This window comes from Nonomuraea sp. NPDC049421 (assembly GCF_040677005.1).
Lineage (GTDB): Bacteria > Actinomycetota > Actinomycetes > Streptosporangiales > Streptosporangiaceae > Nonomuraea > Nonomuraea salmonea.
Window position 1 is genome coordinate 152,916 of the sequence record NZ_JBFAQA010000012.1, and the last position, 22,490, is coordinate 175,405.

The 22,490-nt window shown below is 69.9% G+C and carries 25 protein-coding genes; 13 read left to right on the forward strand and 12 right to left on the reverse strand.

What is annotated here, in order from left to right; all coding sequences use genetic code 11:
- Positions 1–6 precede the first annotated feature (6 nt).
- Entirely contained in the window at positions 7–516 is a 510-nt protein-coding gene (locus AB0K18_RS21955; protein ID WP_364916930.1) for a tRNA adenosine deaminase-associated protein, read from the reverse strand.
- A 642-nt stretch (positions 517–1,158) separates the two neighbouring features.
- On the opposite strand from AB0K18_RS21955, the gene upp reads away from it, so the two are divergent.
- From upp to AB0K18_RS21990, 7 genes are all read left to right on the forward strand, one after another.
- On the forward strand, positions 1,159–1,797 hold the full coding sequence (gene upp / locus AB0K18_RS21960) for a uracil phosphoribosyltransferase (protein ID WP_355417477.1): 639 nt from the start codon (positions 1,159–1,161) through the stop codon (positions 1,795–1,797).
- A 211-nt stretch (positions 1,798–2,008) separates the two neighbouring features.
- Positions 2,009–2,233, forward strand: a complete 225-nt coding sequence (locus tag AB0K18_RS21965) for a hypothetical protein (RefSeq protein WP_345393042.1) — start codon at positions 2,009–2,011, stop codon at positions 2,231–2,233.
- Positions 2,234–2,313: 80 nt separating this feature from the next.
- On the forward strand, positions 2,314–2,490 hold the full coding sequence (locus tag AB0K18_RS21970) for a hypothetical protein (RefSeq protein ID WP_345393045.1): 177 nt from the start codon (positions 2,314–2,316) through the stop codon (positions 2,488–2,490).
- Positions 2,487–3,020, forward strand: coding sequence for a PH domain-containing protein (locus tag AB0K18_RS21975; RefSeq protein ID WP_355417483.1), 534 nt, complete (start codon positions 2,487–2,489; stop codon positions 3,018–3,020). The genes AB0K18_RS21970 and AB0K18_RS21975 overlap by 4 nt, the downstream gene beginning before the upstream one ends.
- A 96-nt stretch (positions 3,021–3,116) precedes the next feature.
- Positions 3,117–4,460: a helix-turn-helix transcriptional regulator gene (locus AB0K18_RS21980; RefSeq protein WP_364916933.1), complete on the forward strand. Its 1,344-nt coding sequence runs from the start codon at positions 3,117–3,119 to the stop codon at positions 4,458–4,460.
- A 100-nt stretch (positions 4,461–4,560) separates the two neighbouring features.
- The gene (locus AB0K18_RS21985) at positions 4,561–5,235 is read left to right on the forward strand and encodes a FadR/GntR family transcriptional regulator (protein ID WP_364916936.1); all 675 of its coding nucleotides are present in this window, start codon (positions 4,561–4,563) and stop codon (positions 5,233–5,235) included.
- Between the two features lie 25 nt (positions 5,236–5,260).
- On the forward strand, positions 5,261–5,728 hold the full coding sequence (locus tag AB0K18_RS21990; RefSeq protein WP_364916939.1) for a MarR family winged helix-turn-helix transcriptional regulator: 468 nt from the start codon (positions 5,261–5,263) through the stop codon (positions 5,726–5,728).
- Here AB0K18_RS21990 and dnaN read toward each other — a convergent pair.
- The 3 genes from dnaN to AB0K18_RS22005 form a co-directional block, all read right to left on the reverse strand.
- Entirely contained in the window at positions 5,706–6,803 is a 1,098-nt protein-coding gene (gene dnaN, locus AB0K18_RS21995; protein WP_355417495.1) for a DNA polymerase III subunit beta, read from the reverse strand. The genes AB0K18_RS21990 and dnaN overlap by 23 nt on opposite strands.
- An 83-nt stretch (positions 6,804–6,886) precedes the next feature.
- A complete protein-coding gene (locus AB0K18_RS22000) occupies positions 6,887–7,537 on the reverse strand; it encodes a response regulator transcription factor (RefSeq protein ID WP_364560022.1) in 651 nt (216 codons plus the stop codon).
- Positions 7,534–8,970: a histidine kinase gene (locus AB0K18_RS22005; protein ID WP_364916942.1), complete on the reverse strand. Its 1,437-nt coding sequence runs from the start codon at positions 8,968–8,970 to the stop codon at positions 7,534–7,536. The genes AB0K18_RS22000 and AB0K18_RS22005 overlap by 4 nt, the downstream gene beginning before the upstream one ends.
- A 109-nt stretch (positions 8,971–9,079) precedes the next feature.
- Here AB0K18_RS22005 and AB0K18_RS22010 point away from each other — a divergent pair, with 109 nt between their 5' ends.
- Positions 9,080–9,985 carry an ABC transporter ATP-binding protein gene (locus AB0K18_RS22010; RefSeq protein WP_364916945.1) on the forward strand — a complete coding sequence of 302 codons (906 nt, stop codon included), beginning with the start codon at positions 9,080–9,082 and terminating at the stop codon, positions 9,983–9,985.
- Positions 9,982–10,710: an ABC transporter permease gene (locus AB0K18_RS22015; protein ID WP_364916948.1), complete on the forward strand. Its 729-nt coding sequence runs from the start codon at positions 9,982–9,984 to the stop codon at positions 10,708–10,710. The genes AB0K18_RS22010 and AB0K18_RS22015 overlap by 4 nt, the downstream gene beginning before the upstream one ends.
- Before the next feature lie 39 nt (positions 10,711–10,749).
- On the opposite strand, the gene AB0K18_RS22020 is transcribed toward AB0K18_RS22015, so the two are convergent.
- Positions 10,750–11,667: an SMP-30/gluconolactonase/LRE family protein gene (locus tag AB0K18_RS22020; RefSeq protein ID WP_364916950.1), complete on the reverse strand. Its 918-nt coding sequence runs from the start codon at positions 11,665–11,667 to the stop codon at positions 10,750–10,752.
- A 36-nt stretch (positions 11,668–11,703) separates the two neighbouring features.
- Between AB0K18_RS22020 and soxR the strand changes: the two genes are divergently transcribed.
- Entirely contained in the window at positions 11,704–12,189 is a 486-nt protein-coding gene (gene soxR, locus AB0K18_RS22025; protein WP_364916953.1) for a redox-sensitive transcriptional activator SoxR, read from the forward strand.
- A 3-nt stretch (positions 12,190–12,192) separates the two neighbouring features.
- Here the strand turns inward: soxR and AB0K18_RS22030 are convergent, their stop codons facing one another.
- The 3 genes from AB0K18_RS22030 to dnaB form a co-directional block, all read right to left on the reverse strand.
- Positions 12,193–12,642, reverse strand: a complete 450-nt coding sequence (locus AB0K18_RS22030; RefSeq protein ID WP_364916956.1) for a universal stress protein — start codon at positions 12,640–12,642, stop codon at positions 12,193–12,195.
- 73 nt (positions 12,643–12,715) lie between these two features.
- Positions 12,716–13,909: an FAD-dependent monooxygenase gene (locus AB0K18_RS22035; protein ID WP_364916958.1), complete on the reverse strand. Its 1,194-nt coding sequence runs from the start codon at positions 13,907–13,909 to the stop codon at positions 12,716–12,718.
- A gap of 91 nt (positions 13,910–14,000) precedes the next feature.
- Positions 14,001–16,034: a replicative DNA helicase gene (dnaB, locus tag AB0K18_RS22040; protein ID WP_364917154.1), complete on the reverse strand. Its 2,034-nt coding sequence runs from the start codon at positions 16,032–16,034 to the stop codon at positions 14,001–14,003.
- Positions 16,035–16,377: 343 nt separating this feature from the next.
- On the opposite strand from dnaB, the gene AB0K18_RS22045 reads away from it, so the two are divergent.
- The 3 genes from AB0K18_RS22045 to AB0K18_RS22055 all read left to right on the forward strand — a co-directional run bounded on the left by AB0K18_RS22045 (position 16,378) and on the right by AB0K18_RS22055 (position 19,452).
- Positions 16,378–17,679, forward strand: coding sequence for an MATE family efflux transporter (locus tag AB0K18_RS22045; RefSeq protein WP_364916961.1), 1,302 nt, complete (start codon positions 16,378–16,380; stop codon positions 17,677–17,679).
- 67 nt (positions 17,680–17,746) lie between these two features.
- Complete coding sequence (locus tag AB0K18_RS22050; RefSeq protein WP_364916964.1) at positions 17,747–19,225, forward strand: amino acid permease; 1,479 nt, start codon at positions 17,747–17,749, stop codon at positions 19,223–19,225.
- Between the two features lie 17 nt (positions 19,226–19,242).
- Positions 19,243–19,452 (forward strand): hypothetical protein, encoded by a 210-nt coding sequence (locus AB0K18_RS22055; RefSeq protein WP_364916967.1) that lies wholly within the window; start codon positions 19,243–19,245, stop codon positions 19,450–19,452.
- A gap of 13 nt (positions 19,453–19,465) precedes the next feature.
- Here AB0K18_RS22055 and AB0K18_RS22060 read toward each other — a convergent pair whose 3' ends face one another.
- From AB0K18_RS22060 to rplI, 4 genes are all read right to left on the reverse strand, one after another.
- Positions 19,466–20,209, reverse strand: coding sequence for an amino acid ABC transporter ATP-binding protein (locus AB0K18_RS22060; protein ID WP_364916970.1), 744 nt, complete (start codon positions 20,207–20,209; stop codon positions 19,466–19,468).
- Entirely contained in the window at positions 20,206–21,045 is an 840-nt protein-coding gene (locus tag AB0K18_RS22065) for an amino acid ABC transporter permease (protein WP_364916973.1), read from the reverse strand. Before AB0K18_RS22065 ends, AB0K18_RS22060 begins: the two co-directional genes overlap by 4 nt.
- A complete protein-coding gene (locus AB0K18_RS22070; protein ID WP_364916976.1) occupies positions 21,042–21,905 on the reverse strand; it encodes an ABC transporter substrate-binding protein in 864 nt (287 codons plus the stop codon). Before AB0K18_RS22070 ends, AB0K18_RS22065 begins: the two co-directional genes overlap by 4 nt.
- Before the next feature lie 135 nt (positions 21,906–22,040).
- Positions 22,041–22,487 carry a 50S ribosomal protein L9 gene (gene rplI / locus AB0K18_RS22075; protein ID WP_364916979.1) on the reverse strand — a complete coding sequence of 149 codons (447 nt, stop codon included), beginning with the start codon at positions 22,485–22,487 and terminating at the stop codon, positions 22,041–22,043.
- Positions 22,488–22,490: the final 3 nt, after the last annotated feature.

Genomic DNA, 22,490 nt, shown 5'->3' on the forward strand with positions numbered 1-22,490 from the left:
GGGGGGTCAGCCGAAGACCGATTCGATGGCACGCTCGAACGGCTCGGAGAACCCCAGCCGCGCGGCGATGCTGGACAGCACATCTTCGGGAAGCAGGTCGATGTCGCCGGAGAGGATGCCCAGCTCCATCTCGTCCAACCCGAGATCGGCGAAGATCGACAGATCTCCTGCGGGGAGCACGGTCTCCTCGTCCTGGAGGATCTCGTCGAGCTCCTCCTCGTCCGGCACGGGGACGTCGAGGTAGTGGAGGACCTGGCGGGCCAGCGGGAAGTCCCACGAGGCGGCGATGTCGGACAGGAACACGTCGACCCGGTCGCCGATGACCCTGAGCGCCACGAAGAACTCGTCGCCGACCGCGACCAGCCCGATCGTGCCGCTCTCGCTCGGCTGCTGCCTCAGGGCGTGGATGAGCCCGTGCAGGTCGGACGTGAGCGTGACCGGCAGGAGCTCGGCCTGCCAGCAGTCGTCCTCGCGATAAACCACGATGGCGAAGTCGAGAGCGTCTTCGTCTGTCATCGCCATCCCCACCCGACCTCTGACACGACAGATATCACCAGGACCCAATCGTTCCAGAACCGGCCACCGGGCGTGTGCCTCTCCGACCAAATTGTGATCAAAACCAAAGATGTGATGCCCCCGCACCTCTCCCGTCACGTTCGACCCTCCCCGCCCGCGACGATTCCCGGCCTTCGGAGGAGGGAGGGGGAAGCGCCTACCCAACGCCCCCACCCTCACGCCCGCCCCTCTCCCGGACGCGAGACTTTCCGTCCTTTGGAGAGGAGAGGAGGCCGCTCCCCCGGACGCGGGGCTCTCCGTCCCTTGGGGAGGAGAGAAGGCTGCGCTCCCGGACGCGGGACTTCCGTCCTCTAGGAAGGAGGGACGGCCGTTCCCCGGAACGCGAGACCTTGCGCCCTCCAAGGAGGAGAGGAGGCCGCTCCCCCGGACGCGGGGCTCTCCGTCCCTTGGGGAGGAGAGAAGGCCGCTCTCCCGGACGCGGGGCTTCCGTCCTCTAAAGAGGAGGGAAGGCCGCTCCCGTACGTGGGACCTTGCGCCCTCTGGGGAGGAGAGGAGGTTGGTCTTTCGGTGCTGCCGGCGTGGCGGGTTGGGGGCTGGTGGGGGGTCGATAGCAGGGTTGGGCAGGAGATAGCGTTGGGTGCCATGGAGACCCTCGTCGTCGATCATCCGCTCGTGGCCCACAAACTCACCACGTTGCGTGATGTCCGCACCGACTCGCCCACCTTCCGCAGGCTCGCGGACGAGCTGGTGACGTTGCTCGCCTACGAGGCCACGCGCGACGTCCGGGTCAGCGAGGTCACCGTGCAGACGCCGGTGGCGCAGGCCGAGGGGGTGCGGATGGCGAAGCCGTACCCGCTGGTGGTGCCCATTCTGCGGGCCGGGCTGGGCATGCTCGACGGCATGATGCGGCTGCTGCCGACGGCCGAGGTCGGGTTCCTCGGCATGATCCGCAACGAGTCGACGCTGCAGGCCGAGACGTACGCGACGCGCCTGCCCGACGACCTGTCCGGGCGCCAGTGCTACGTCGTCGACCCCATGCTGGCCACCGGTGGCACGCTGGCGGCGGCGGTGCAGTTCCTGTTCGACCGGGGTGCGGTCGACGTCACGGCCCTGTGCCTGCTGGCGGCCCCCGAGGGGCTGGCGTACATGGACAAGGTGTTCGCCAACTCCGGCAAGCCGATCCGAGTGGTCACGGCGGCCCTGGACGAGCGGCTCAACGAGAACGGTTACATCGTTCCCGGCCTCGGCGACGCCGGCGACCGGCTCTACGGCGTCGTCTGACGCACTTTCCCCAAGCCCACCTATACGTCCGAACCCCGCCCCCCACAAGCCTCCCCGCGCGCCGCCCCCTCCGGAGCGCCGCCATCTGTGCGGGAAAGTTCTCTCGGAAAAGTCCACGACCCGTCACGACACGTCATCACTTCGTTACATACTGTGGTTGGGTGGGTACGAAGAGACTGGAAGACATCTTCCGCATGCGCGTGGGGGCACGATGAGCGAGCACACCGAGGCGGACCCGACTCCGTACGCCGACGTGGAGACGGTGCTGTGCGACGAGTTCGCCGGCATCCACTCCGCGACCACGGTAACGCGCTGCGTGGAGGCGGCGCACTACGGCGCGCTGGAGGTCACCGGCTACGCCCATCCGAGCCTCGTGGAGCGCATCGCGCGTAAACATCTACACGTCCTGGCTCTGGTGGCCAGCGACCGCGGCTAAGCAAGATCAGAACTTACCTGCCAAGTTACCTTTACCCCGGCATCCGGGTGGGTAATGTATAGGGCGGGTGGAGTGGGTAAGTGGGTACGGAGGCGACGGTGCAGGTCAAAAAGGTCCTCACATACGGTGGTATCGCATTTGTTGCGTACTACCTGTTCGCGCGACCAGCTGACGCCGCGGACGCGGTGAAGGGAGCGTTCGACACGGTGTTCAACGCGGCCGACTCGCTGGCCCAATTCGTGAACAGCCTCTCATGAGACTTGTGACCCACGGGGACTCCGCTCCATCGTCGGTCAACCGCTACCTCCTCCCCCAGGAACAACAGGTCATCATGGTGCGGCGGCATCCCGCCATTCTGCTGCGCCCGGTCGCCGAGGTGCTCGGCGGCCTCATCGTCGCCGGGCTCCTCAGCAGATTCTTCGGCGGCGGCGAGGCGGGCGGCACGGCCCTGGTCGTCGTCTGGTGGTTGTGGCTGCTGTTGCTGATCCGCTTCGTTTGGAAAGTCGCGGAGTGGTCGGTCGATTACTTTGTGGTGACATCCAAGCGAATGCTGCTCACCACCGGCCTCATCACGCGCAAGGTCGCGATGATGCCATTGGGCAAGGTCACCGACATGAGCTTCCAAAGATCTCTGCTTGGGCGCATGCTCGGTTACGGTGAGTTCATCCTCGAATCGGCCGGTCAGGATCAGGCTCTGTCAACGGTCGAATACATTCCGTATCCGGAGACGCTCTACCTAGAGGTCTGCCAGATGCTTTTCCCCGGCAAGGACGACGGGGACGATTAATCTCGACGTGGCAAATTCTTCACGCGGGGATACCAGATTCGGCTACTTCATGCAATCATTGCGTGTTGTTGACCCTTCCCCGCCTTGAGAGATGAGATGCCGAGTCAGGGAACCATCGGTGACCGCGTCCGTGGATTGCGGCTGAACAGGCGGATGTCTCAGGCCCAGCTGGCCGGACCCGACCTGTCGGACAGTTATGTCTCGCTCATTGAGTCGGGTAAGCGTACGCCGACTCCTGTGGTTGCCCGGCTCCTGGCCGAGCGGCTCGGATGCACGACGGAGTTCCTCCTTCACGGGATCGAGCCTCGCCAGCGCATCGACACCGAGCTCGGCCTGCGCCATGCCGAGCTAGAGCTCCAGCACGGCGACCCCGCCACCGCCGCGGACCGGTTCACGGAGATCGTGAAGGCCGCGGACGAGGAGAACGCGATGCTGACCGCGCAGGCGCGGTTCGGCAGGGCGCGTGCCCTTGAGGCCCAGGGGCGGCTCGGCCAGGCGGTGGAGGCGTTCGAGAGGCTGCGCAGAGAGGCGGCGGCTCATCCCGAGCAGCTGGCCGACCTGCCGATCACGATCGCGTTGAGCCGCTGCTACCAGCAGGCCGGCGACCGGCTGCGGGCCCGCGACCTCGCGGCCACCGCGCTGGCGCAGGCCGAACGGCTGCGGATCACCCAGGGCGAGGTGGCCGTCGAGCTGGCCGCGGCGCTGATCGAGGCGCGTGGCGAGAGCGAGACCGACTCCCCCGCGCTGGCCTACGTCAAGCAGGTGCTCGACACGGCGGGTGTGCCTCAGGTTGTGGACCGTTCCGCTGAGATCCGGGCACTGTGGCACGCGAGTGCCGCCGCGGCGGCGGGCGAGGACTCCGCGCTGGCCGTCGCGCTGGCCGACGACGCCATCATGGCCGGGCGGCCGACCCGGCTCGCGCTGGTGCTGGCCAGGGCGGCCATGCACTGGGCCAGGATGGGCGTGGGACCGATCGAAGAGGCCGAGCGGCTGGCCGGCGAGGCCGTCAGCGCGTTCTCCGTCTTCCCCGCCACGGCGCGCGAATACGGCGAGAGCCTGATCGTCCACGCGCGGGTGAAGCTGCGTGCCGGCGACCTGGTGGGCGCGGGCGAGCTGGCCGTCAAGGCGTCCGGGCTCGACCACGACGGCAGCGGCACCACCGCGGCCGAGGCGCACCTGGTGCTGGCGACCGTCGCCTACGAGCAGGCGGGCGACGCCTCCGGGCAGCTGCGCGACGCGTACGAGCTGCTCGACACCCTCGACCGGCCGGTGTTCGGCTCCGATCGGCAGGCCGCGCGGTGCTGGCGTGAGCTGGGCGACCTTTATGGCAGGGGCGAGTCCAAGGCACTTCAGACGGCGGCATATCGTAAAGCCCTCGAAGCTGCCGGAGTTCGCTCCGCCATGGCAGGGGTGACGATTGACGCCACAGTTTCTCGCTGAACCTCCGGGAGCTCCAGATTTGGCCTATTGAGTCTGGAATAATTAGGGTCTACCAGTCATTGACTCATAGGATGATTGGCTTTCCCGGAGGAGGCGGACTGTGAGTCTGCGTACGGCGCAGCGGGCTTCGCTCGTCGACCAGGTGATCGATCAGCTCAAGGAGCAGATCACCACAGGGTCGTGGCCGATGAACGGCAAGATCCCGACCGAGACCGCGCTCGCCGAGCAGCTCGGAGTGGGACGCAACACCGTTCGGGAGGCCGTACGCGCGCTCACCCACGCCGGGCTGCTCGAGTGCCGTCAGGGGGACGGCACTTACGTCCGGGCGACGAGCGAGTTGTCCGGCGCGATGCTGCGGCGGTTGCGCCAGGCGGAGCAGCTCGAGATCCTCGAAGTACGCCGTGCGCTGGAGGTCGAGTCCGCCCGGCTGGCCGCCACCCGGCGTACGGATGAGGACATCCGGCGCATCGAGGCGGCGCTGGCCGAGCGGGAGCGGGCCTGGGAGCTCGACGACCCCGACTTCTTCGTGGAGGCCGACCTGGCCTTCCACATGGCGGTCGCGCACGCCACCCACAATCTCGTGCTCATCGACCTCTATGAGGACTTCTCGGCGGCCCTGCGGGCCAGCATCACGGCCGCGGGCACGTCGCTGAACAAGAACTACATCCCCCACGAGGCCATCGCCAGGGCCATCGCGGCCGGCGACGCCGCGGCGGCGGAGCGGGCCGGTCACGCCTGCATGGAGCACATCCTCATCGCGCTCACCGAGTCCTGAGCCGCTCGCGGGGAGCGCGGGGAGCATGGACAGGAGCCGGCGCACCCAGGAGGACCCCGATCTGGGGATGCTGAGCGGGCGCACGTTGTTCGGGCTGCAGCGGGAGCTGTTCGCCGCGCTGGCCGAGCAGGGGCATCCGCGGCTGCGGCCGCGCCACGGCGCCGTGCTGGCCTACCTCGACGACGACGGCAGCCGCGCGACGGACCTCGCCGCGCGCTCGGGCCGGCACAAGCAGGTGATCGGCACGCTGGTGGACGAGCTGGTCGAGCTCGGCTACGTGGAGCGCCGGCGGGACCCGGCCGACCGGCGCGCCAAGCTGATCGTGCCCACCGACAGGGGGCGCGACTTCATCGCGCGCTCCGACGCCATCCTCGCCGACTTGGAGGCGGCCCACGCGCGGGCCGTGGGCGAGCAGGCGTACGCGGAGTTCAAGCGGGTCTTCAGGCTGGTCGCCGCCCGTCAGGCGGCGCTCACGTCTGACGCAGGGACATGACGAGGTAGCGGAAGGCCGGCTGGGCGTCGCCCGGCACGTCTTGGATGAGCGCGGGCCTGGTGGGCGACTCGAGGTTGATGCGGGCCAGCTCGGTCTCGATGCCGGTGAGCCCGTCGAGCAGGAACTGCGACTGGAAGGCGATCTGGATGTCGTCGCCGCGCAGCTCGCACGGCACGACCTCGGTGCCGCGGCCGATGTCGCCGCCGCCCGCCTGGATCAGCACCTGCCCCTGGCTGAACGACAGCCGCACCGCGGTGTTGCGCTCGGCCACGAGGGCCACCCGCTTGATCGCGTTGACGAACGGCGCCACCGCGACGTCGGCCCTGATCGACCACTCGGACGTGAGCCGCGCGCGGTAGTCGATGAACTGCTCGTCGAGCAGCCGCACGGTGGTGCTGCGGCCGACGCTCTCGAACCCGGCGACCCCGTCGCCCATGGCCACGGAGACCTCGCCGCCGCGCAGCGACTTGGCCACCTCGACCAGCACCCGGGCGGGCACCATGGCGGAGACGGCGACGTCGGGGGCGGCCGGACGCCAGGTGAAGTCGCGGGCGGCGATGCGGTAGCGGTCGGTGGCGGCCATGGCCACCGACTCGCCCTCGATGTCGACCCTGATGCCGGTGAGCATGGGCAGCGTGTCGTCGCGGCTGGCGGCGGGCGCGACCTGGCCGACCGCGGAGGCGAACACGCCGCCGCCGATGGCGCCGATGGCCGGTGGCATGGCGGGCAGGGCGGGGAAGTCTTCGACCGGCATGGTGATGAGGCCGAACTCGGCGCTGCCGCAGGTGAGCACCGCCTCGGCGCCCTCAGTGACCAGCTCGACGTCGTCGGCGGGCAGGCTGCGGCTGATCTCGGCGAGCAGCTTGCCGGGGATGAGCACGCGGCCCTCCTCGGACACCTCGGCCTCGATCGCGGCGCGCGCGGAGACGTCGTAGTCGAACGCCGACAGGGTGAGCTCGTCGGTCGCCTCCAGCAGCAGCCCGGACAGCACGGGCACCACGGGACGGCTGGGCAGGACTCGGGCAGCCCATGCCACCGCATCTGCCAGAACATCGCGGTTAACCCGGATTTTCACCTCATACCACCTTCTCGTCGCCGCCTGCCCTATGAAAATAGCCGGTGCCACCGACAACTCAGCGCAGTTCGGTGGACAGGCGGTCAGCGGCTGTTGAGGTAGGCGAGCACGGCGAGCACGCGCCGGTTGTCGTCGTCGGACGGCGCCAGGCCGAGCTTGGCGAAGATGGAGGCCGTGTGCTTGGCCACGGCGCTCTCGCTCAGATAGAGGCGCTGGGAGATCGCCGCGTTCGAGCGTCCTTCCGCCATGGCCTCCAGGACCTCGCGCTCGCGTGGCGTGAGGCCGCCGAGCGGCTCCCGCTTGGCGTTGCTGGCCAGCAGCTTCGCGATCACCTCTGGGTCCATGGCGGTGCCGCCCGCGGCGACCCGGCGTACGGCGTCGATGAACTGCTCGGCGTTGAAGACGCGGTCCTTCAGCAGGTAGCCGATGCCGCCCGAGCCGTCGGCCAGCAGCTCGCGGGCGTAGAGCTGCTCGACGTGCTGGGACAGCACGAGGATGGGCAGGCCGGGCACCTGCCGCCTGGCCGTGAGCGAGGCCTGCAGGCCCTCGTCGGTGAGGGTGGGCGGCAGCCGTACGTCGACGATGGAGACGTCGGGGCGCAGCTCCAGCAGGCCCTTGAGCAGCTCGGGCCCGCTCTCGACGGCGGCGACGACGGTGAATCCGTGGGCCTGCAGCAGGTGGACGAGGCCGTCACGGAGCAGGTAGAGGTCTTCTGCGATGAGGACGCGGTTCATGGTTTCCATGGCTTGACGAGCGTGAGCGGGGAGAAGTCTTGCATGAGACGCCCGTGGTCGTGGGTCGCCGGGATGCGGATGGCCATGACGTGCATGAAGACACCCACCGCGATCATGCCGATGATCGTCGGCCACTGCCAGGGCAGCGGCAGGTGCAGGGCGAGGAACCACGTCTTCTCCTCGACGCCGAAGATCTTGAAGACGGCCGCCACGATTCCCTGGGGGAAGGTGGGGCACCAGGCCGTGGCCCAGAGGGCCGTCACGACGACCATCTTCCTGCGCGGCATCTTGCGGGCCGCGGTCTCGGGCACCGGCAGCACGCGGGGCAGCTCCATGGTGACCATGGTCGGGCCGCCCGGCGGGCTGTGCAGGGCGAGCACGCCGTCGAAGGCCGCGATCCGCCGCTCGATGCCGGACAGGCCGCTGCCCTTGGACGGGTCGGCGCCGCCCATGCCGTCGTCCATGACCGTGACGCGCAGGTCGGCGCCGTGGGCGCTGATGTCCACGCCGACCTTCTGGGCGTCGCCGTGCCTGGCGGCGTTGGTCAGCAGCTCGCTGATCGCGAAGTAGACCGCCGCCTCCACCGGCGCCTCCGCTCGTTTCGGCAGGTCGGCGTCCACGGTGACGTGCATCGGGTGGTCCATGGCGAGGGCGCGTACGGCGTCGATCAGGCCGCGCTCGGCCAGCACCGGCGGGTGGATGCCGCGGATGACCCTGCGCAGCTCGGTGAGCGTCTCCGACGAGGCGTCCCTGGCCCTGGCCAGCAGCGCCTTCGCCGCGGCCGGGTCCTTGTCCACGAGCTCCTCTACCGCGCCCAGCGTCATGCCGATGGCGACGAGCCTGGCCTGCGTGCCGTCGTGCAGGTCGCGCTCGATCCTGCGCATCTCGGCCGCCTGGGAGTCGGCGGCCAGGTTGCGGGTGCGCGTGAGATGGCTGACCTGGCCGGCCAGACGGCTGGCGGCGGTGGCGTCAAGCAGCAGCCGGCACCAGCGGGCGTAGATCGCCAGGCCGCGCCTCGGCACCAGCAGGAGCGCCGGGAGGAGCAGCAGCTTGACCAGCGGGTCGAGCAGCATCCAGCTCTGGTCGCGCCAGGTGCCCGGGTCGCCGAGCAGCCACTTGAACCGGTTGTTCCACTCGGGCACGCGGGGCGTCTTGTAGAGCGTACGGTCGGCGCGGTAGAAGCCGTCGGGCTGCGGCACGGGAGGCGGCGGCGCGGGCAGGTAGGGCGACTCGATGGTGACGCCGAGCCGCTCGGTGACCATCCTGCGGTGCAGCTCGGCCATCCGCCTGACCATCATCACCTGCGTCGGATACAGGAACACCATGCCGAGCGCGAACGACAGCATGAGCAGGAAACCGCTCACGACGATCATGGGCACCTGCAGCACACCGAGCGCCAGCAGCGTGACGACGTGACCGTACCTCTTGAGCATGACATCAGTCTGCGCCACCAGGAGGGGTGAGGTCACTGCACCTAAGTACACCCTTGCCGGGCATCTAGCGAGATTCCGCCTTGTCATCCGCGTCCCTAGCGTCAATGCCATGAAAATCATCGAGGTCAGGAACCTGCGCAAGCAGTACCCCGATCACCTCGCGGTGGACGACGTGTCGTTCGAGGTGGCGGAGGGCGAGATCTTCGGCATCCTCGGCCCCAACGGGGCCGGCAAGACGACGACCGTCGAGTGCGTCGCCGGTCTGCGGCAGCGCGACGGCGGTAGCGTTCGCGTGGCCGGCCTCGACCCGGCGACCGACCGCGACGAGCTGCGCCGGGTGATCGGCATGCAGCTCCAGAGCGCCGCGCTGCCGGAGAAGATCAAAGTACGTGAGGCGCTCGACCTGTACGCCTCCTTCTACCCCGACCCCGCCGACTGGCACGAGCTGATCGACCGGGTGGGACTCGGCGGAAAGCGCGAGACCAAGTTCAGGAACTTGTCGGGCGGGCAACGGCAGCGGCTCTCCGTGGCGCTGGCCCTGGTGGGCAGGCCACGCGTGGCCGTGCTCGACGAGCTGACCACCGGGCTCGACCCGCAGGCCCGCAGGGACACCTGGGAGCTGATCGAGCAGGTACGCGCATCCGGCGTGACCATCGTGCTGGTCACCCACTTCATGGAGGAGGCCGAGCGGCTCTGCGACCGTCTCGCCCTCATCGACGGCGGCCGCGTCGTCGCCACCGACACTCCCGAGGGGCTCATCGCCCAGGTGGGCGGCGACCAGCGGCTGCGCTTCCGCCCGTCCGCGCCGGTGGACGACGCCGTCCTGCTGGCGCTGCCCGAGGTGCGCGAGGTCACGAGGAGCGGCGAACACGTCATCGTCAGCGGCTCGGGCAACCTCGCGCCCGCCGTCACCCTCGCCCTGGCCCACCACCAGATCGTCCCGGGAGACCTGCGCATCGAGCAGGCCACGCTGGACGACGCGTTCCTCGCGCTGACCGGAAGGAAGCTGTCATGAAGCTGCTCGTCACGGAGATCAGGCTGCACCTGAGGGAGTGGCCGCTGCTGTTCTTCACCATCGGGCTGCCGCTCGGGCTGCTGGTCGTGCTGGGGCTCAGCATCCCGTTCTTCACCGAGGCGGGCGCCGGCGGTGAGCGGTACGTGGACGCGCAGTGGCCGAGCATGATGGTGCTGCTCGCGCTGCTGACGCTGGCCTGCAGCGTGCTGCCCGCGACGCTGTCCACGTACCGGGAGCAGGGGGTGCTCAGGCGGATGTCCACCACCCCGGTCGGCCCTGGGCGGATGCTGGGGGTGCAGCTGCTGATCAACCTGGGCATCGGCGCGGTCACCACGACGCTGCTGATCGTCGCGGGGACGGTGGTGTTCGGCTCGGCGCCGCCGCGGCAGCTCGCCTGGTTCGTGCTGGTGTTCCTGCTCGGCACCGCGGCGCTGCTCGCCATGGGGCTGGTCATCGCCTCCCTGGCGCCGAACGCCAAGGTCGCGCCCGGCATCGGGTCCGCGGTGATGTTCCCGCTGATGTTCCTCGCCGGGATGTGGGTGCCGCGCGACGTCATGCCGGACGTGCTGCGGACGATCAGTGACTACTCGGTGGCCGGGCCGTTCGCCGCGGCGCTCAGGGACACCTGGGCCGGGCACCCGCCGCAGGTCCTCCACCTGGTGGTGGTGACGGCAGGGCTGGTCGTCTTCGGCGGTCTCGCCGTACGGCTCTTCCGATGGGAGTGAGCCGCGCACCCCGCCGTCGCGGGGGCGCGGCGGGGGGAGTCAGCGCCCGGTGGCCCACACCGGGCGCGCTCCTGTGACGTTGGTCAGCAGGGAGTACAGCGAGGTCGCGGACGCGATGAACAGCCGGTTGCGCTTGGGGCCGCCGAACACCAGGTTCGCGGTCGGCTCGGGCAGGCGCAGGCGGCCGAGCAACGTGCCGTCGGGGTCGTAGCAGAGCAGGGCCTTGCCGGCCGCGGCCCACACCCGGCCCTTGTCGTCGAGGCGCAGGCCGTCGTACGCGTCCGGCTCGCCGCCCGTCGCGAACACCTCGCCGTCGGCGAGGCTGCCGTCGTCCTGGACCTCGAACACGCGGATGTGCCTGGCCCGCGTGTCGGCCACGTAGAGGTGCCGCTCGTCCAGCGAGAACGCCAGGCCGTTGGGGCGGTCGAAGTCGTCGGCCACCCGCCGCACCTCGCCCGTCACCGGGTCGGCGCGGTAGACGTGGCAGCCGTCGATCTCCTGCTCGGCGGCCACGCCCTCGTAGTCGCTGAGGATCCCGTACGGGGGGTCGGTGAACCAGATGGAGCCGTCGGAGCGTACGACGACGTCGTTGGGGCTGTTGAAGCGCCTGCCCTGCCACCGGTCGGCGATCACCGTGATGGAGCCGTCGTGCTCGGTGCGGATGACCCGGCGCGGGCCCTGCTCGCAGGAGATCAGCCGGCCCTCGCGGTCGAGGGTGTTGCCGTTGACGTAGCCGGACGGCAGGCGGAACGGGCCCACCGCGCCGGTCGTCTCGTCCCAGCGGAGCATGCGCTCGTTCGGGATGTCGCTCCAGACCAGGAACCGGCCGGCCGGGAAGTAGACCGGCCCCTCGCCCCAGCGGGTGCCGGTATACAAGATCTCGATCGTGGTGTCGCCGCCGATCGCGGCCATGCGCTCGTCGAGGACCTCGAACTCAGTGGGGATCGTGTCCGTCATGGCGACCACCCTACGATCCTGAAGTAATGTCGAGGTATGACGAAGGTCGCCTGGAACACCAAGGAGCTCACCGTCGGGCAGCTCGCCGAGCGCAGCGGCGTCGCCGTCTCCGCCCTGCACTTCTACGAGGCCAAGGGCCTGCTCACCAGCCGGCGTACGGCGGGCAACCAGCGCCGCTACTCCCGCGACAGCCTGCGCAGGGTCGCCTTCATCAGGCTGGCGCAGCGCATCGGCATCCCCCTCAAGGTCATCAAGGACGCCCTCAGCGAACTCCCCGACGAGCGCACCCCCACCCGCGAGGACTGGGCCCGGCTGTCGGCGGCCTGGCGCGGCGAGCTGGACGACCGGATCGAGCAGTTGCAGCGGCTGCGTGACGACCTCACCGACTGCATCGGGTGCGGCTGCCTGTCGCTCGACCGGTGCCCCGTCGCGAACCCGTACGACCGGCTGGGCGAGGAGGGGCCAGGCGCGCGCCGCATCGACACCCGCCTGTGCCCGCCCCAGCAGTGCTGCGCGTCCTGACCCTCAGTTCTTGGGCGCGGGCGGGACGATGAGGGTCGGGCGGTGGGCGTGGTGCAGCACGTGGTTGGAGACGCTGCCGAGCAGCACCGACCGTACGCCGGCCAGCCCCCGCGAGCCGGTCACGATCAGCGAGGCGTCGACCTCGTCGGCCACGTCCACGATCGTCTTCCAGATCGACTCGTTGTCGGCCACCGCCCGGTAGGTCACCTCGGAAAGCCCCGACGCGACGGCCAGCTCAGCGCCCTCCTTGGCGTGCTGCTCCGCCTGGGCGTGCGCCTCGTCCTCGGTGCCCGGGTCGATGGCTCCGGCGGCCAGCGGATACTTCTTGAGCTGGACGAGCAGCGGCTCCCAGACCGTGACGATGACCGCGGGCTCGGCCGTGAGGTGCTTGGCGGCGAACTCGATCGCGGCGCGCGCGTCGGCCGAGCCGTCGTAGGCGACGAGGATGGTCATGGCGTTTCCCTTCGCTTCAGTCCTCTCGTAGAGCACTGAGCCGATCACCCGCCATTCCGTGGCGACTTGTCTGTTAGGTCACAGCACCGTAGTCGGGAAGGTCGACGCCGTTGATCGCGCGCTCGATCAGGTCGGCGAACCAGGCGCCGGAGAAATCGGGGCTCGGCCCGGCGTCCCCGAGGCTGTGGACGTGCAGCCGGCCCATCTCCTGGTTGGCCTCCACGTACGGGCGCATCCTCGTCTCGTAACCCGCGAACCCGGCCTTCGGCTCCCAGTCGGCGGCGGCCAGCTCTCCGGCCAGCAGGTAGGCGCCCACCAAGGCCAGCCCGGTGCCCGCCCCCGACATCGGCGACGCGCAGAACGCCGCGTCCCCGAGCAGCCCCACCCGCCCGCTCGACCAGCGGTCCATCACCACCTGAGCGACCTGGTCCAGATAGAAGTCAGGCGCGTCGTCCACGTGGGCCAGCATGCGCCGGGTCAGCCAGCCGAAACCGTCCATCCGCTCGCGCAGCAGGCGCTTCTGCGTCGCGACGTCGCGGTGATCGACGTCGAAGTCGGCCGCGGGGAAGGAGAACATGGCCATCGCCCGGGTGGCGTCAGGGACGGGCCGCAGGCCGGCGGACCGTCCGCCCTCCTGGTGGTCGATCATCCACCGGTCCACGCCGAACTCGTTGGGCACGCTGTAGAAGGCCAGCACGAGCCCGAGGTGGTGGACGAACTGCTCGCGCGGCCCGAACACGATCGCGCGCAACTGCGAGTGCAGCCCGTCGGCCCCGATCACCAGGTCGAAACGCCGCCGGTCGCCGCCCTCGAAGACCACGTCGACCCCGTCCGCATCTTGGGCGAGCTCGGCGATCCGGTCGCCGAAGACGTACTCGACGCCGTCCCTGGTGTCGTCGTAGAGCACGCGGGACAGGTCCCCGCGCAGGATCTCGATGTCCGCGATGAATCCGTCGCCGCCGTGGTCGTCCGCGCGGTGGGTCTCCAGCACGTTCCCGTCCGCGTCCACGATGTACGCGCCCGCGGTGTCGGTACGGGCCGCGCGCACCGCCGCGGCCAGCCCCATGCGGCCGATGACCTCCTTGGCGACGCCGCGCGCGTCCACCGCCTGCCCGCCGGGACGCAGCTCAGGAGCCCGCTCCACGACGGTCACCTCGGCCCCCCGCCGGCGCAGCCAGTGGGCCAGCGCCGGCCCCGCGACACTCGCCCCCGCCACCAGCACCCTGGGACCCTGCTCGGAGCCGCCGACGCTCATCACTACCTCCATGCGCTTCCCACCCTGTTCGATTCACCCGTATCGACCACGGACGCGCACAGAACTCATCGGTGGGAGGCGTCCCCGCTTCCGAGCGGCCGGCTCAGTGCTGGGCCATGTCCACGAACCGGCTGTAGTGACCCTGGAAGGCGACCGTCACGGTGGCCGTGGGGCCGTTACGGTGCTTGGCCACGATCAGGTCCGCCTCACCGGCCCGAGGCGACTCCGGCTCGTAGGCATCCTCCCGGTGCAAAAGGATGACCATGTCGGCATCTTGCTCGATACTTCCTGATTCACGTAGATCGCTCACTTGTGGGCGCTTATCGGTGCGTTGTTCCGGGCCGCGGTTGAGCTGGGAGATTGCGATCACCGGGACCTCCAGCTCCTTCGCCAGGAGCTTGATGGCTCGGGAGATCTCCGAGACCTCGTTCTGGCGGCTTTCGACCTTCTTCGGGGAGCTCATCAGCTGGAGGTAGTCGATGACCACGAAGCGCAGGTCGTTGCGCTGCTTGAGGCGGCGGCACTTGGCGCGGATCTCCATCATCGACATGTTGGGCGAGTCGTCGATGAACAGCGGGGCCTCGGCCACCTCGCTCATGCGGCGGGCCAGGCGGGTCCAGTCGTCGTCGCCCATCATGCCGGAGCGCATGTGGTGGAGGGCCACGCGGGCCTCGGCGGACAGCAGGCGCATGGTGATCTCGTTGCGGGACATCTCCAGGGAGAAGATGACCGTGGTCATGCCGTGCCGGATCGCCGCCGACCTGGCGAAGTCGAGGCCGAGCGTGGAGTTGTGGGTGGGGACCAGGGTGCGGCCGGCGAGGTAGAGGTGGTCGGCGTTGTCCACCTCCACGCAGCGCACCGGCACCGAGGGCACCGGGCGGACCTCCGTGATCGTGCGGTGGAGGGGGGCGGCGGTGTCGATGCGGGCGTTGGCGTCGGTGCGGCGCCGGAAGACCTTGTCGGGCGGGGTGAACGTGACCGCTGTCCCGCAGCCGGCCGCCGTGTGGCCGAGGCTGTGGATCAGCTCGCAGACCTCTTCGGCCAGGCCGGGGTCCGTGAGGTCGAGGTGTACCGTTCCTGCGGCGTCGATGGTGGCTGCCGTGTCGAGCAGACCCGCCAGGAGAGCCCTGCGCTGGTCTTCGGAGGCGCGCAGGTAGGCCGTGGGGATACGCGCGCCGGTAGCCAGGCGGGTGCCCAGCTTGTAGGGGGGCTCAGGGAGGTCGCGCTCGGGGAGGGCCAGGGGGCTTGTGTTGGTGATCGTGTGGCCTCGGGCGAGCTCTTCCGTCGTACGGACCCGCGCCTCTCCCCCGTCGTGCCTGGTGAGCCACTGGTGACGGGCGTCGGCCACGATCACCGTGCCGTCGGCGAACTCCACCTCGTAGCAGGGCCGCCCCCGCAGCACCTCGGTGGCCGCGACCACGCGGGTGGGCCGGCCGTCGGCGCCGATGAGCAGGTCGCCCACCCGGACCTCGCCCATCGTCGTCCAGCCGGCGGGCGTGGGCAGCGGGGTGTCGAGCGCGAGGGCCTTGCCGATGGCGGGACGCGCGGCCACGACGATCATCTGGCCTGGGTGCAGGCCGTTGGTGAGCTGGTCGAGGTCGGCGAAGCCGGTGGGGACGCCGACCATCTGGCCGCCGCGGCTGCCGATGGCCTCGAGCTCGTCGAGCGCGCCGGGCATGATGTCGGCGAGCGGCGCGTAGTCTTCGGACGTGCGGCGCTCGGTGACCTGGTAGATCTCCGCCTGGGCGCGGTCGACCAGCTCGTCGACCTCTTCGTTCTGGCCGCCGTAGCCGAAGGAGACGATGCGGGTGCCGGCCTCGATGAGGCGGCGCAGGATGGCCTGCTCGCGGACGATCTTGGCGTAGTAGCCGGCGTTGGCGGCGGTGGGGACGACGGCGGTCAGCGTGTGGAGGTAGGCGGCGCCGCCCACGCGGGCCATCTCGCCGCGCTTTTGCAGCTCGTCGAAGACGGTGACGGCGTCGGCCGGCTCGCCCCTGCCGTAGAGGTCGGTGATGACGTCGTAGACCATCTGGTGGGCGGGGCGGTAGAAGTCGTCGGAGCGCAGGATCTCGACGACGTCGGCGATGGCGTCCTTCGACAGCAGCATGCCGCCGAGGACCGACTGCTCCGCCTCGATGTTGTGCGGAGGGGTGCGCTCGAACCCCGGACTGCCGACGGCCTCTTGGTCAATGCTCACCGCGCCCCCTCGTGCACCTCGCAGGTGGTCGCACCACCCCCACTTGTAGTCGACCGGTGTGACAGTTTCGCGGAGTCCTGGCCACTCGGCAACGTGGCCTGTGGACAACCCTGTGGTCAACCTGTGCACGAGTGCCCCGAGGGTGTGAACGGCCTGTGGACGGGGCTGGGGATAACTCTTTCTGATATCCGCCGAAGCTCGGCTGAGCAGGGCGAACGGTATCCACCGGTTGTGGAGGAAAGAAAGTTGGCGTGACACGCCGTGTAATGTCCATAATGGACAAATGCCCATTACATCCAGAGACCGGGAGATTCTGCGGCTTGCCGTGCCCGCGTTCGGGGCGCTCGTGGCCGAGCCGCTGTTCCTGCTCGCCGACTACGCCATCGTCGGGCATGGGCTCGGCACCACGGCGGTCGGCGCTCTGGGCGTGGCGGGCACGGTCCTGACGACACTGGTGAACCTCTGCGTCTTCCTCGCGTACGGCACCACCGCGCAGGTCGCGCGGCAGACCGGCGCGGGCGAGCACGGCCGGGCCATGCGCAGCGGCGTGGACGGCATCTGGCTGGCCATCGGCCTCGGCGTGGCGCTGATCGCGGTGGGCTGGCCGCTGGCGCCGGAGGTCGTGGGCTGGCTCGGCGCGAGCGGCACGCAGGCCGGGCAGGCGGTGACGTACCTGCGGATCAGCCTGCTCGGCACGCCCGGGATGCTGGTCGTGCTGGCCGGCACCGGCGTGCTGCGCGGGCTGCAGGACACCGTGACGCCGCTGGCGGTGGCGGTCGGGTCGTTCGCCGCGAACGCCGCGCTGAACGCCTGGTTCGTGCTGGGGCTCGGCTGGGGCATCGCGGGATCGGCGTGGGGCACGGTGATCGCGCAGACCCTGGGGGCCGCCGTCTACCTGGTCGTCGTCGCGCGCGGCGCGCGCCGGCACGGAACCCCGCTCACCCCCTCCCTGTACGGCGTCAGACAAGCCGGTACGGCGGGCATCGCCCTGTTCGTCCGCACCCTGTGCCTCCGCATCGTCCTGCTGGCCGCCACCGCGATCGCCACCAGGATGGGCGAGGCGGAGCTGGCCGCGTACGCGCTGGCCACGCAGGTCTGGACGCTGCTCGCCTTCGCACTCGACGCCATCGCGATCGCCGGCCAGGCCATCACAGGACGCTCGCTCGGCGCCGGCGACGTGCCCGCCACCAGGGACGCCACCCGCCGCATGGTCACGTGGGGCCTGTGGTCGGGCGCGCTGCTCGGCCTGCTGGTGCTGGCGGCCAGGCCGCTGGTGCCCGGCCTGTTCGACGCCGATCCCGCGGTGGCCGGGATGCTGCTCGACCTGCTGTGGCCGGTGGCGCTCTTCCAGCCGATCTGCGGGATCGTGTTCGTGCTCGACGGGGTGCTCATCGGCGCCGGCGACCAGCGTTACCTGGCGTGGGCCGGGGTGTGGACGACGCTCGCGTACCTGCCGGCCGCCCTGCTCGCGTCCGGGCTCGGCGTGGTCGCCCTGTGGTGTGCGCTCGGCGTGTGGATGGTGGCACGCCTGGTCACCCTCGTACGCCGCGCCGCCGGCACCGCTTGGCTGGTGACCGGCGCGTAACCGTATTGTGCTTGCCGTTGTCCAAGAGGTGGGACAGAGTGGGCGCGTTCCCTGAGCGGGGTGTGCTTTGTCCACGATTCTGCGAAGACTGCCGCCTTCAGAGGCCACCGGGCTGCGTACAGGCGCCCGGCACAGTCTGGCCGAGGTCTACCGGCCGGCCGATCTGGTGGTGCTCGGACTCGGCGTGATGATCGGCGCCGGCATCTTCAGCATCGCCGGCGAGCAGGCCGCCACCACGGCGGGCCCAGGTGTGATCCTGTCCTTCATGATCGCCGGCATCGCGTGCCTGCTGGCCTGCCTGTGCTACGCGGAGCTGGCGTCCACGATGCCGACCTCGGGCAGCGCCTACACCTTCACGTACGTCATCTTCGGCGAGGTCTGGGCGTGGATCATCGGCTGGGCGCTGATCCTTGAGCTGCAGTTCGCCGCCGCGCTGGTGGCCAGGGCGTGGGGCGCGATCACGGTCGGCGCGCTCGCCAACTTCGGGGTACGCGTGCCGAACGAGCGGCTGGCCCAGGACTTCCTCGTGCTCGTCATCCTCGTGCTGCTCACCGGCATCGTCTCGCTCGGCGCCAGGGTCGGGCTGCGGGCCCTGTGGATCATGGTGTCGGCCAAGCTGCTGGCCGTCGGCGCGGTCATCGTCGTCGGCCTGCCGCACATCGACGCGGCCAACTTCGGCGACTTCTTCGTCCCGCCGCAGCCGCTGGACACCCCGCCCGCGACCGTGCTGGAGACGCTCATCGGGGAGGGGCAGGCGTTCGGCTGGTTCGGCATCTTCGCGGCGGCCTCGGCGATCGCGTTCGCGTACATCGGGTTCGACATCGTCGCGACCTCGGCCGAGGAGACCGTGAACGCCCGCAGGGCCATCCCCAAGGGGATGATCCGCAGCCTGGTGATCGCCACCGTCATCTACATCGCGGTGGGCCTGGTCATGGTCGGCATGGTCCCGTACCCGCGGATCTCCGAGCAGGCGCCGCTGGCCAGCGCTTTTCAGGCGGCCGACCTCGGGTGGATGGCGCACGTCATCGACGTCGGCGCGGTGCTCGGGCTCACCACCGTGATCCTGGTGCTGATCGTGGGGCAGACGCGGGTGCTGTTCTCGATGGCGCGCGACGGGCTGATCCCGCGCGGGCTGGCCACGGTCAGCCGCCGCTACCACACGCCGACGCGGGTGACGCTGGTGATCGGGGCCGTGGCGATCGTGCTGGCGGAGTTCGTCCCCGTGGTGCCGCTGCGGGAGCTGGTGGTGATCGGGACGTTGTTCGCCTTCGCGTTCGTGGCGGCCGGCGTGATCGTGATGCGGCGCCGCATGCCCGATCTGGAGCGCGGCTTCCGGGTGCCGCTCTCGCCGCTGCTGCCCGCGCTGTCGCTGGTCGCCACGTTCTGGCTGATGATCAACCTGCGGCTGCTCACCTGGGCGTGGTTCGTCCTGTGGATGGCCTTCGGCCTGCTCGTCTACCTCGTGTACGGCCGCCGCCACAGCCTCCTCGCCCGCCCGCGTACCGAACCGGCACGGCCCGCCCACGGCGGCCGGCACCGCCGCTAGGGCAGCCACTCCCGCACGTGGTCGCGGACGAACGCGTCGAAGGAGCGGGACGGCCGGCCGGTCAGGTCCAGCACCGCCGTGCTGACTCCGACGTCGCGGCCGGCGCCGAGACCGGCGTCCACGGCGGCGAGGGCGGCGGCACCGACCTGCACCTGGTGATGTACACCGCACAGCCGGGCAGCCCGGCCGCCGCCGCACTCGCCCGGCTCGGCGTGCGCGTGGCGTGATCGCCTCGGCTCGCTAGAGCCGGCCCGAGTCCAGCACGCTGCGCAGGAACTCGCGCGTGCGGGGATGCTCGGGCTCGCTGAAGATCTTCTCCGGCGGGCCCTTCTCGACGAGCACACCGCCGTCCAGGAAGCACACGGTGTCGGAGATGTCCCGGCAGAAGCTCATCTCGTGCGTGGTCAGGATCATCGTCATGCCCGACCCCTTGAGCTCCCTGATGATCCCCAGCACCTCCACCACGAGCTGCGGGTCGAGCGCCGAGGTCACCTCGTCGAGCAGCATCAGCCTGGGCTGCGTGGCCAGCGCCCTGATGATGGCCACGCGCTGCTGCTGGCCGCCGGAGAGCTGGTCGGGGTAGGCCCGCACCTTGTCGGCCAGCCCGAACGTGGTGAGCAGCTCGTGCGCCTGCTCCTCCGCCTGCGCCCTGGCCACACCGTGCACCTGGCGGGGCGCGAGCGTGATGTTGTCCAGCACGGTCATGTGCGGGAACAGGTTGAACGCCTGGAAGACGATGCCGAGCCGCTTGCGCACCTGGTCGACGTTCACCCTGGGGTCGGTGATCTCGTCGCCGTCGAGGTAGATGGCGCCGTCGTCCACCGGCTCCAGCAGGTTGACGCAGCGCAGCAGCGTGGACTTGCCGGACCCGGACGCGCCGATGAGGCTCACCACCTCGTGCGGGGCCACGTCCAGGTCGATGCCGCGCAGCACGCTGTGGCCGTGGAAGTTCTTCCACACGCCCTCGATGGTCAGGACGCTCATGCGCCGCGCCTCCTGCGGGTGCGTGCGGCCAGGTGGTCGGTGAGCCTGGCCATCGGGATGGTGAGCAGGATGAACAGCAGCGCCGCCGCAAGGTAGGGGGTGTAGTTGAAGGTGTCGGCGGTGTGGATGTACGCCTGCCTGAGCGCCTCGAGCGGCCCGATCGTGGCCACCAGCGCCGTGTCCTTCTGCAGCGAGGCGAAGTCGTTCAGCAGCGGCGGTACGACCCGGCGCACGGCCTGCGGCACGACCACGTACCTCATGGTCTTGACGTGGCTGAGCCCGAGCGACCGCGCCGCCGCGATCTGGCTGGGGTGCACGGACTCGATGCCCGCCCTGAACACCTCGGCGACGTACGCGCCGTACGAGAGCGTCAGCGCGATGATGCCCAGCGTCGCGAGGTCGGACGGGATGCCCTGCAGCCGCAGCGCGGGCAGCCCGAAACCGACCAGGTAGATGACCAGGATCGTCGGCACGCCTCTGAACAGGTCGGTGTAGAGCGTCGCGAGCGCCCTGATCGGGAAGAACGCCGGCGCGGTGATGCCCCTGGCCAGCGCCACCAGCAGCCCGATCACCAGGACGAGCACCTCGGCGATCAGGAAGATCTTGATGTTGAGGAGGAACCCGCTCAGCACGTCGGGCAGCGCGGCGACGAACTGCTCACCGTCGAAGAACGTCGCGCGCACCGCCGGCCAGCCCGGCGAGCTGGTGACGCCCCAGACGACGAGGACGAGGAAGACGACCGTCGAGGCCGTCGCGATCGAGGCCGAGCGGCGGCCCCGCGACCTGCGGACGCGCTCCCGCTCGACCTGCCGCTCCGACTTGACCCACTCGCTCATTTCAGCTCGGGCGCGCCCGCCGCCGATCCCAGCCACTGTTCCTCGATCTTGGCCAGCTCGCCCTTGGACTTCAGCGCGTCGACGGCCTTGTCCACGCACGGCTTGATCGGGCTGCCCTTGCCCATGACCAGTCCGAACTCCTCAGGCGTGCCGCCGGTCGAGCTGAACTGGCCGACGATCGTGGAGTTCTCGACCTGCGCGGCGGTCACGTAGAAGGCCGTCGGCAGGTCCACCACCGCCGCGTCGATCTGCTTGTTCTTCAGCGCGTTCACGACGTCGATCTGGTCGTTGTAGACGTGGGGGTCGGACGACGGCTTGATGACCTCCCTGACCGCGTTGAACGAGGTCGTCCCGGCCTGTACGCCGATCTTCGCGTCCTTCAGCTCGGCCAGGCTCTTCACGCCCGCGAACTTGCCGCCCTCGGCCGCCACCACGGCCTGCTTGACCGTGTAGTAGCCGTTGCTGAAGTCGACCGCCTTGGCCCGTGCCGGGGTGATCGAGACCTGGTTGATGTCGAAGTCGAACTTCTTGTCACCCGGTGCGAACGCGACGTCGAACTTCACCGTCGTCCACTGCACCTCGCTGCGGTCGAAGCCCAGTTCCCCCGCCACCGCGAACGCGACCGCGCTCTCGAAGCCCTGCCCGTTGCTCGGGTCGTCGTCCTTGAACCACGGCTCGTAGGCGGGCTTGTCGGTGCCGATGGTGAGCTTGCCCGGTGTGATCAGCTTGAGCTGGTCCTTCGTGCACGCGGTGGAGGTGGTGGGAGCGGCCGCGGTGCTCGCCGGGTCGTCGACCGGTGCGCAGGCGACGCTCGCCACCGCCAGGGCTCCGATGGCGAGCAGCATCGAGGGACGGGCCATGGCCTCTGCCTCCAGGGGGAACGTGCGAAAGAACGAGGCGATTCTACGCGGATGATGTCGGGAATATGCCGCCAGGGTGCCTCAGCCTGGACATACAGAAGGCCCCCTCGAAGAGGGGGCCCGCTGCTGCTGAGGTCAGCCTGCGACGACCTCGACGTCGACCGAGGCGGAGACCTCCGGGTGGAGCTTGACGGTCACCCGGTGGGAGCCGACGCTCTTGATCGGGTTGACGATCTCGATGCGCCGCCGGTCGAGGAGCGGCCCGCCGGCGGCCTTGACGGCGTCGGCGATGTCGCCCGTGGTGATCGAGCCGAACAGCCGGCCCGACTCGCCCGCGCGGGTGGTCAGCCGCACGCGCAGGGCGCCCAGCTGGCCCGCGACCTCCTTGGCGGTGCCGAGGTCACGGATCTCGCGGGCGTCGCGCGCCTTGCGGATGGTCTCGATCTGCTTCTCGGCGCCGCGCGTCCAGCGCATGGCGTAGCCGCGCGGGATGAGGTAGTTACGGCCGTAGCCGTCCTTGACCTCGACGACGTCGCCGGGGGTGCCGAGGCCGGAGACCTCGTTGGTGAGGATGAGCTTCATGTC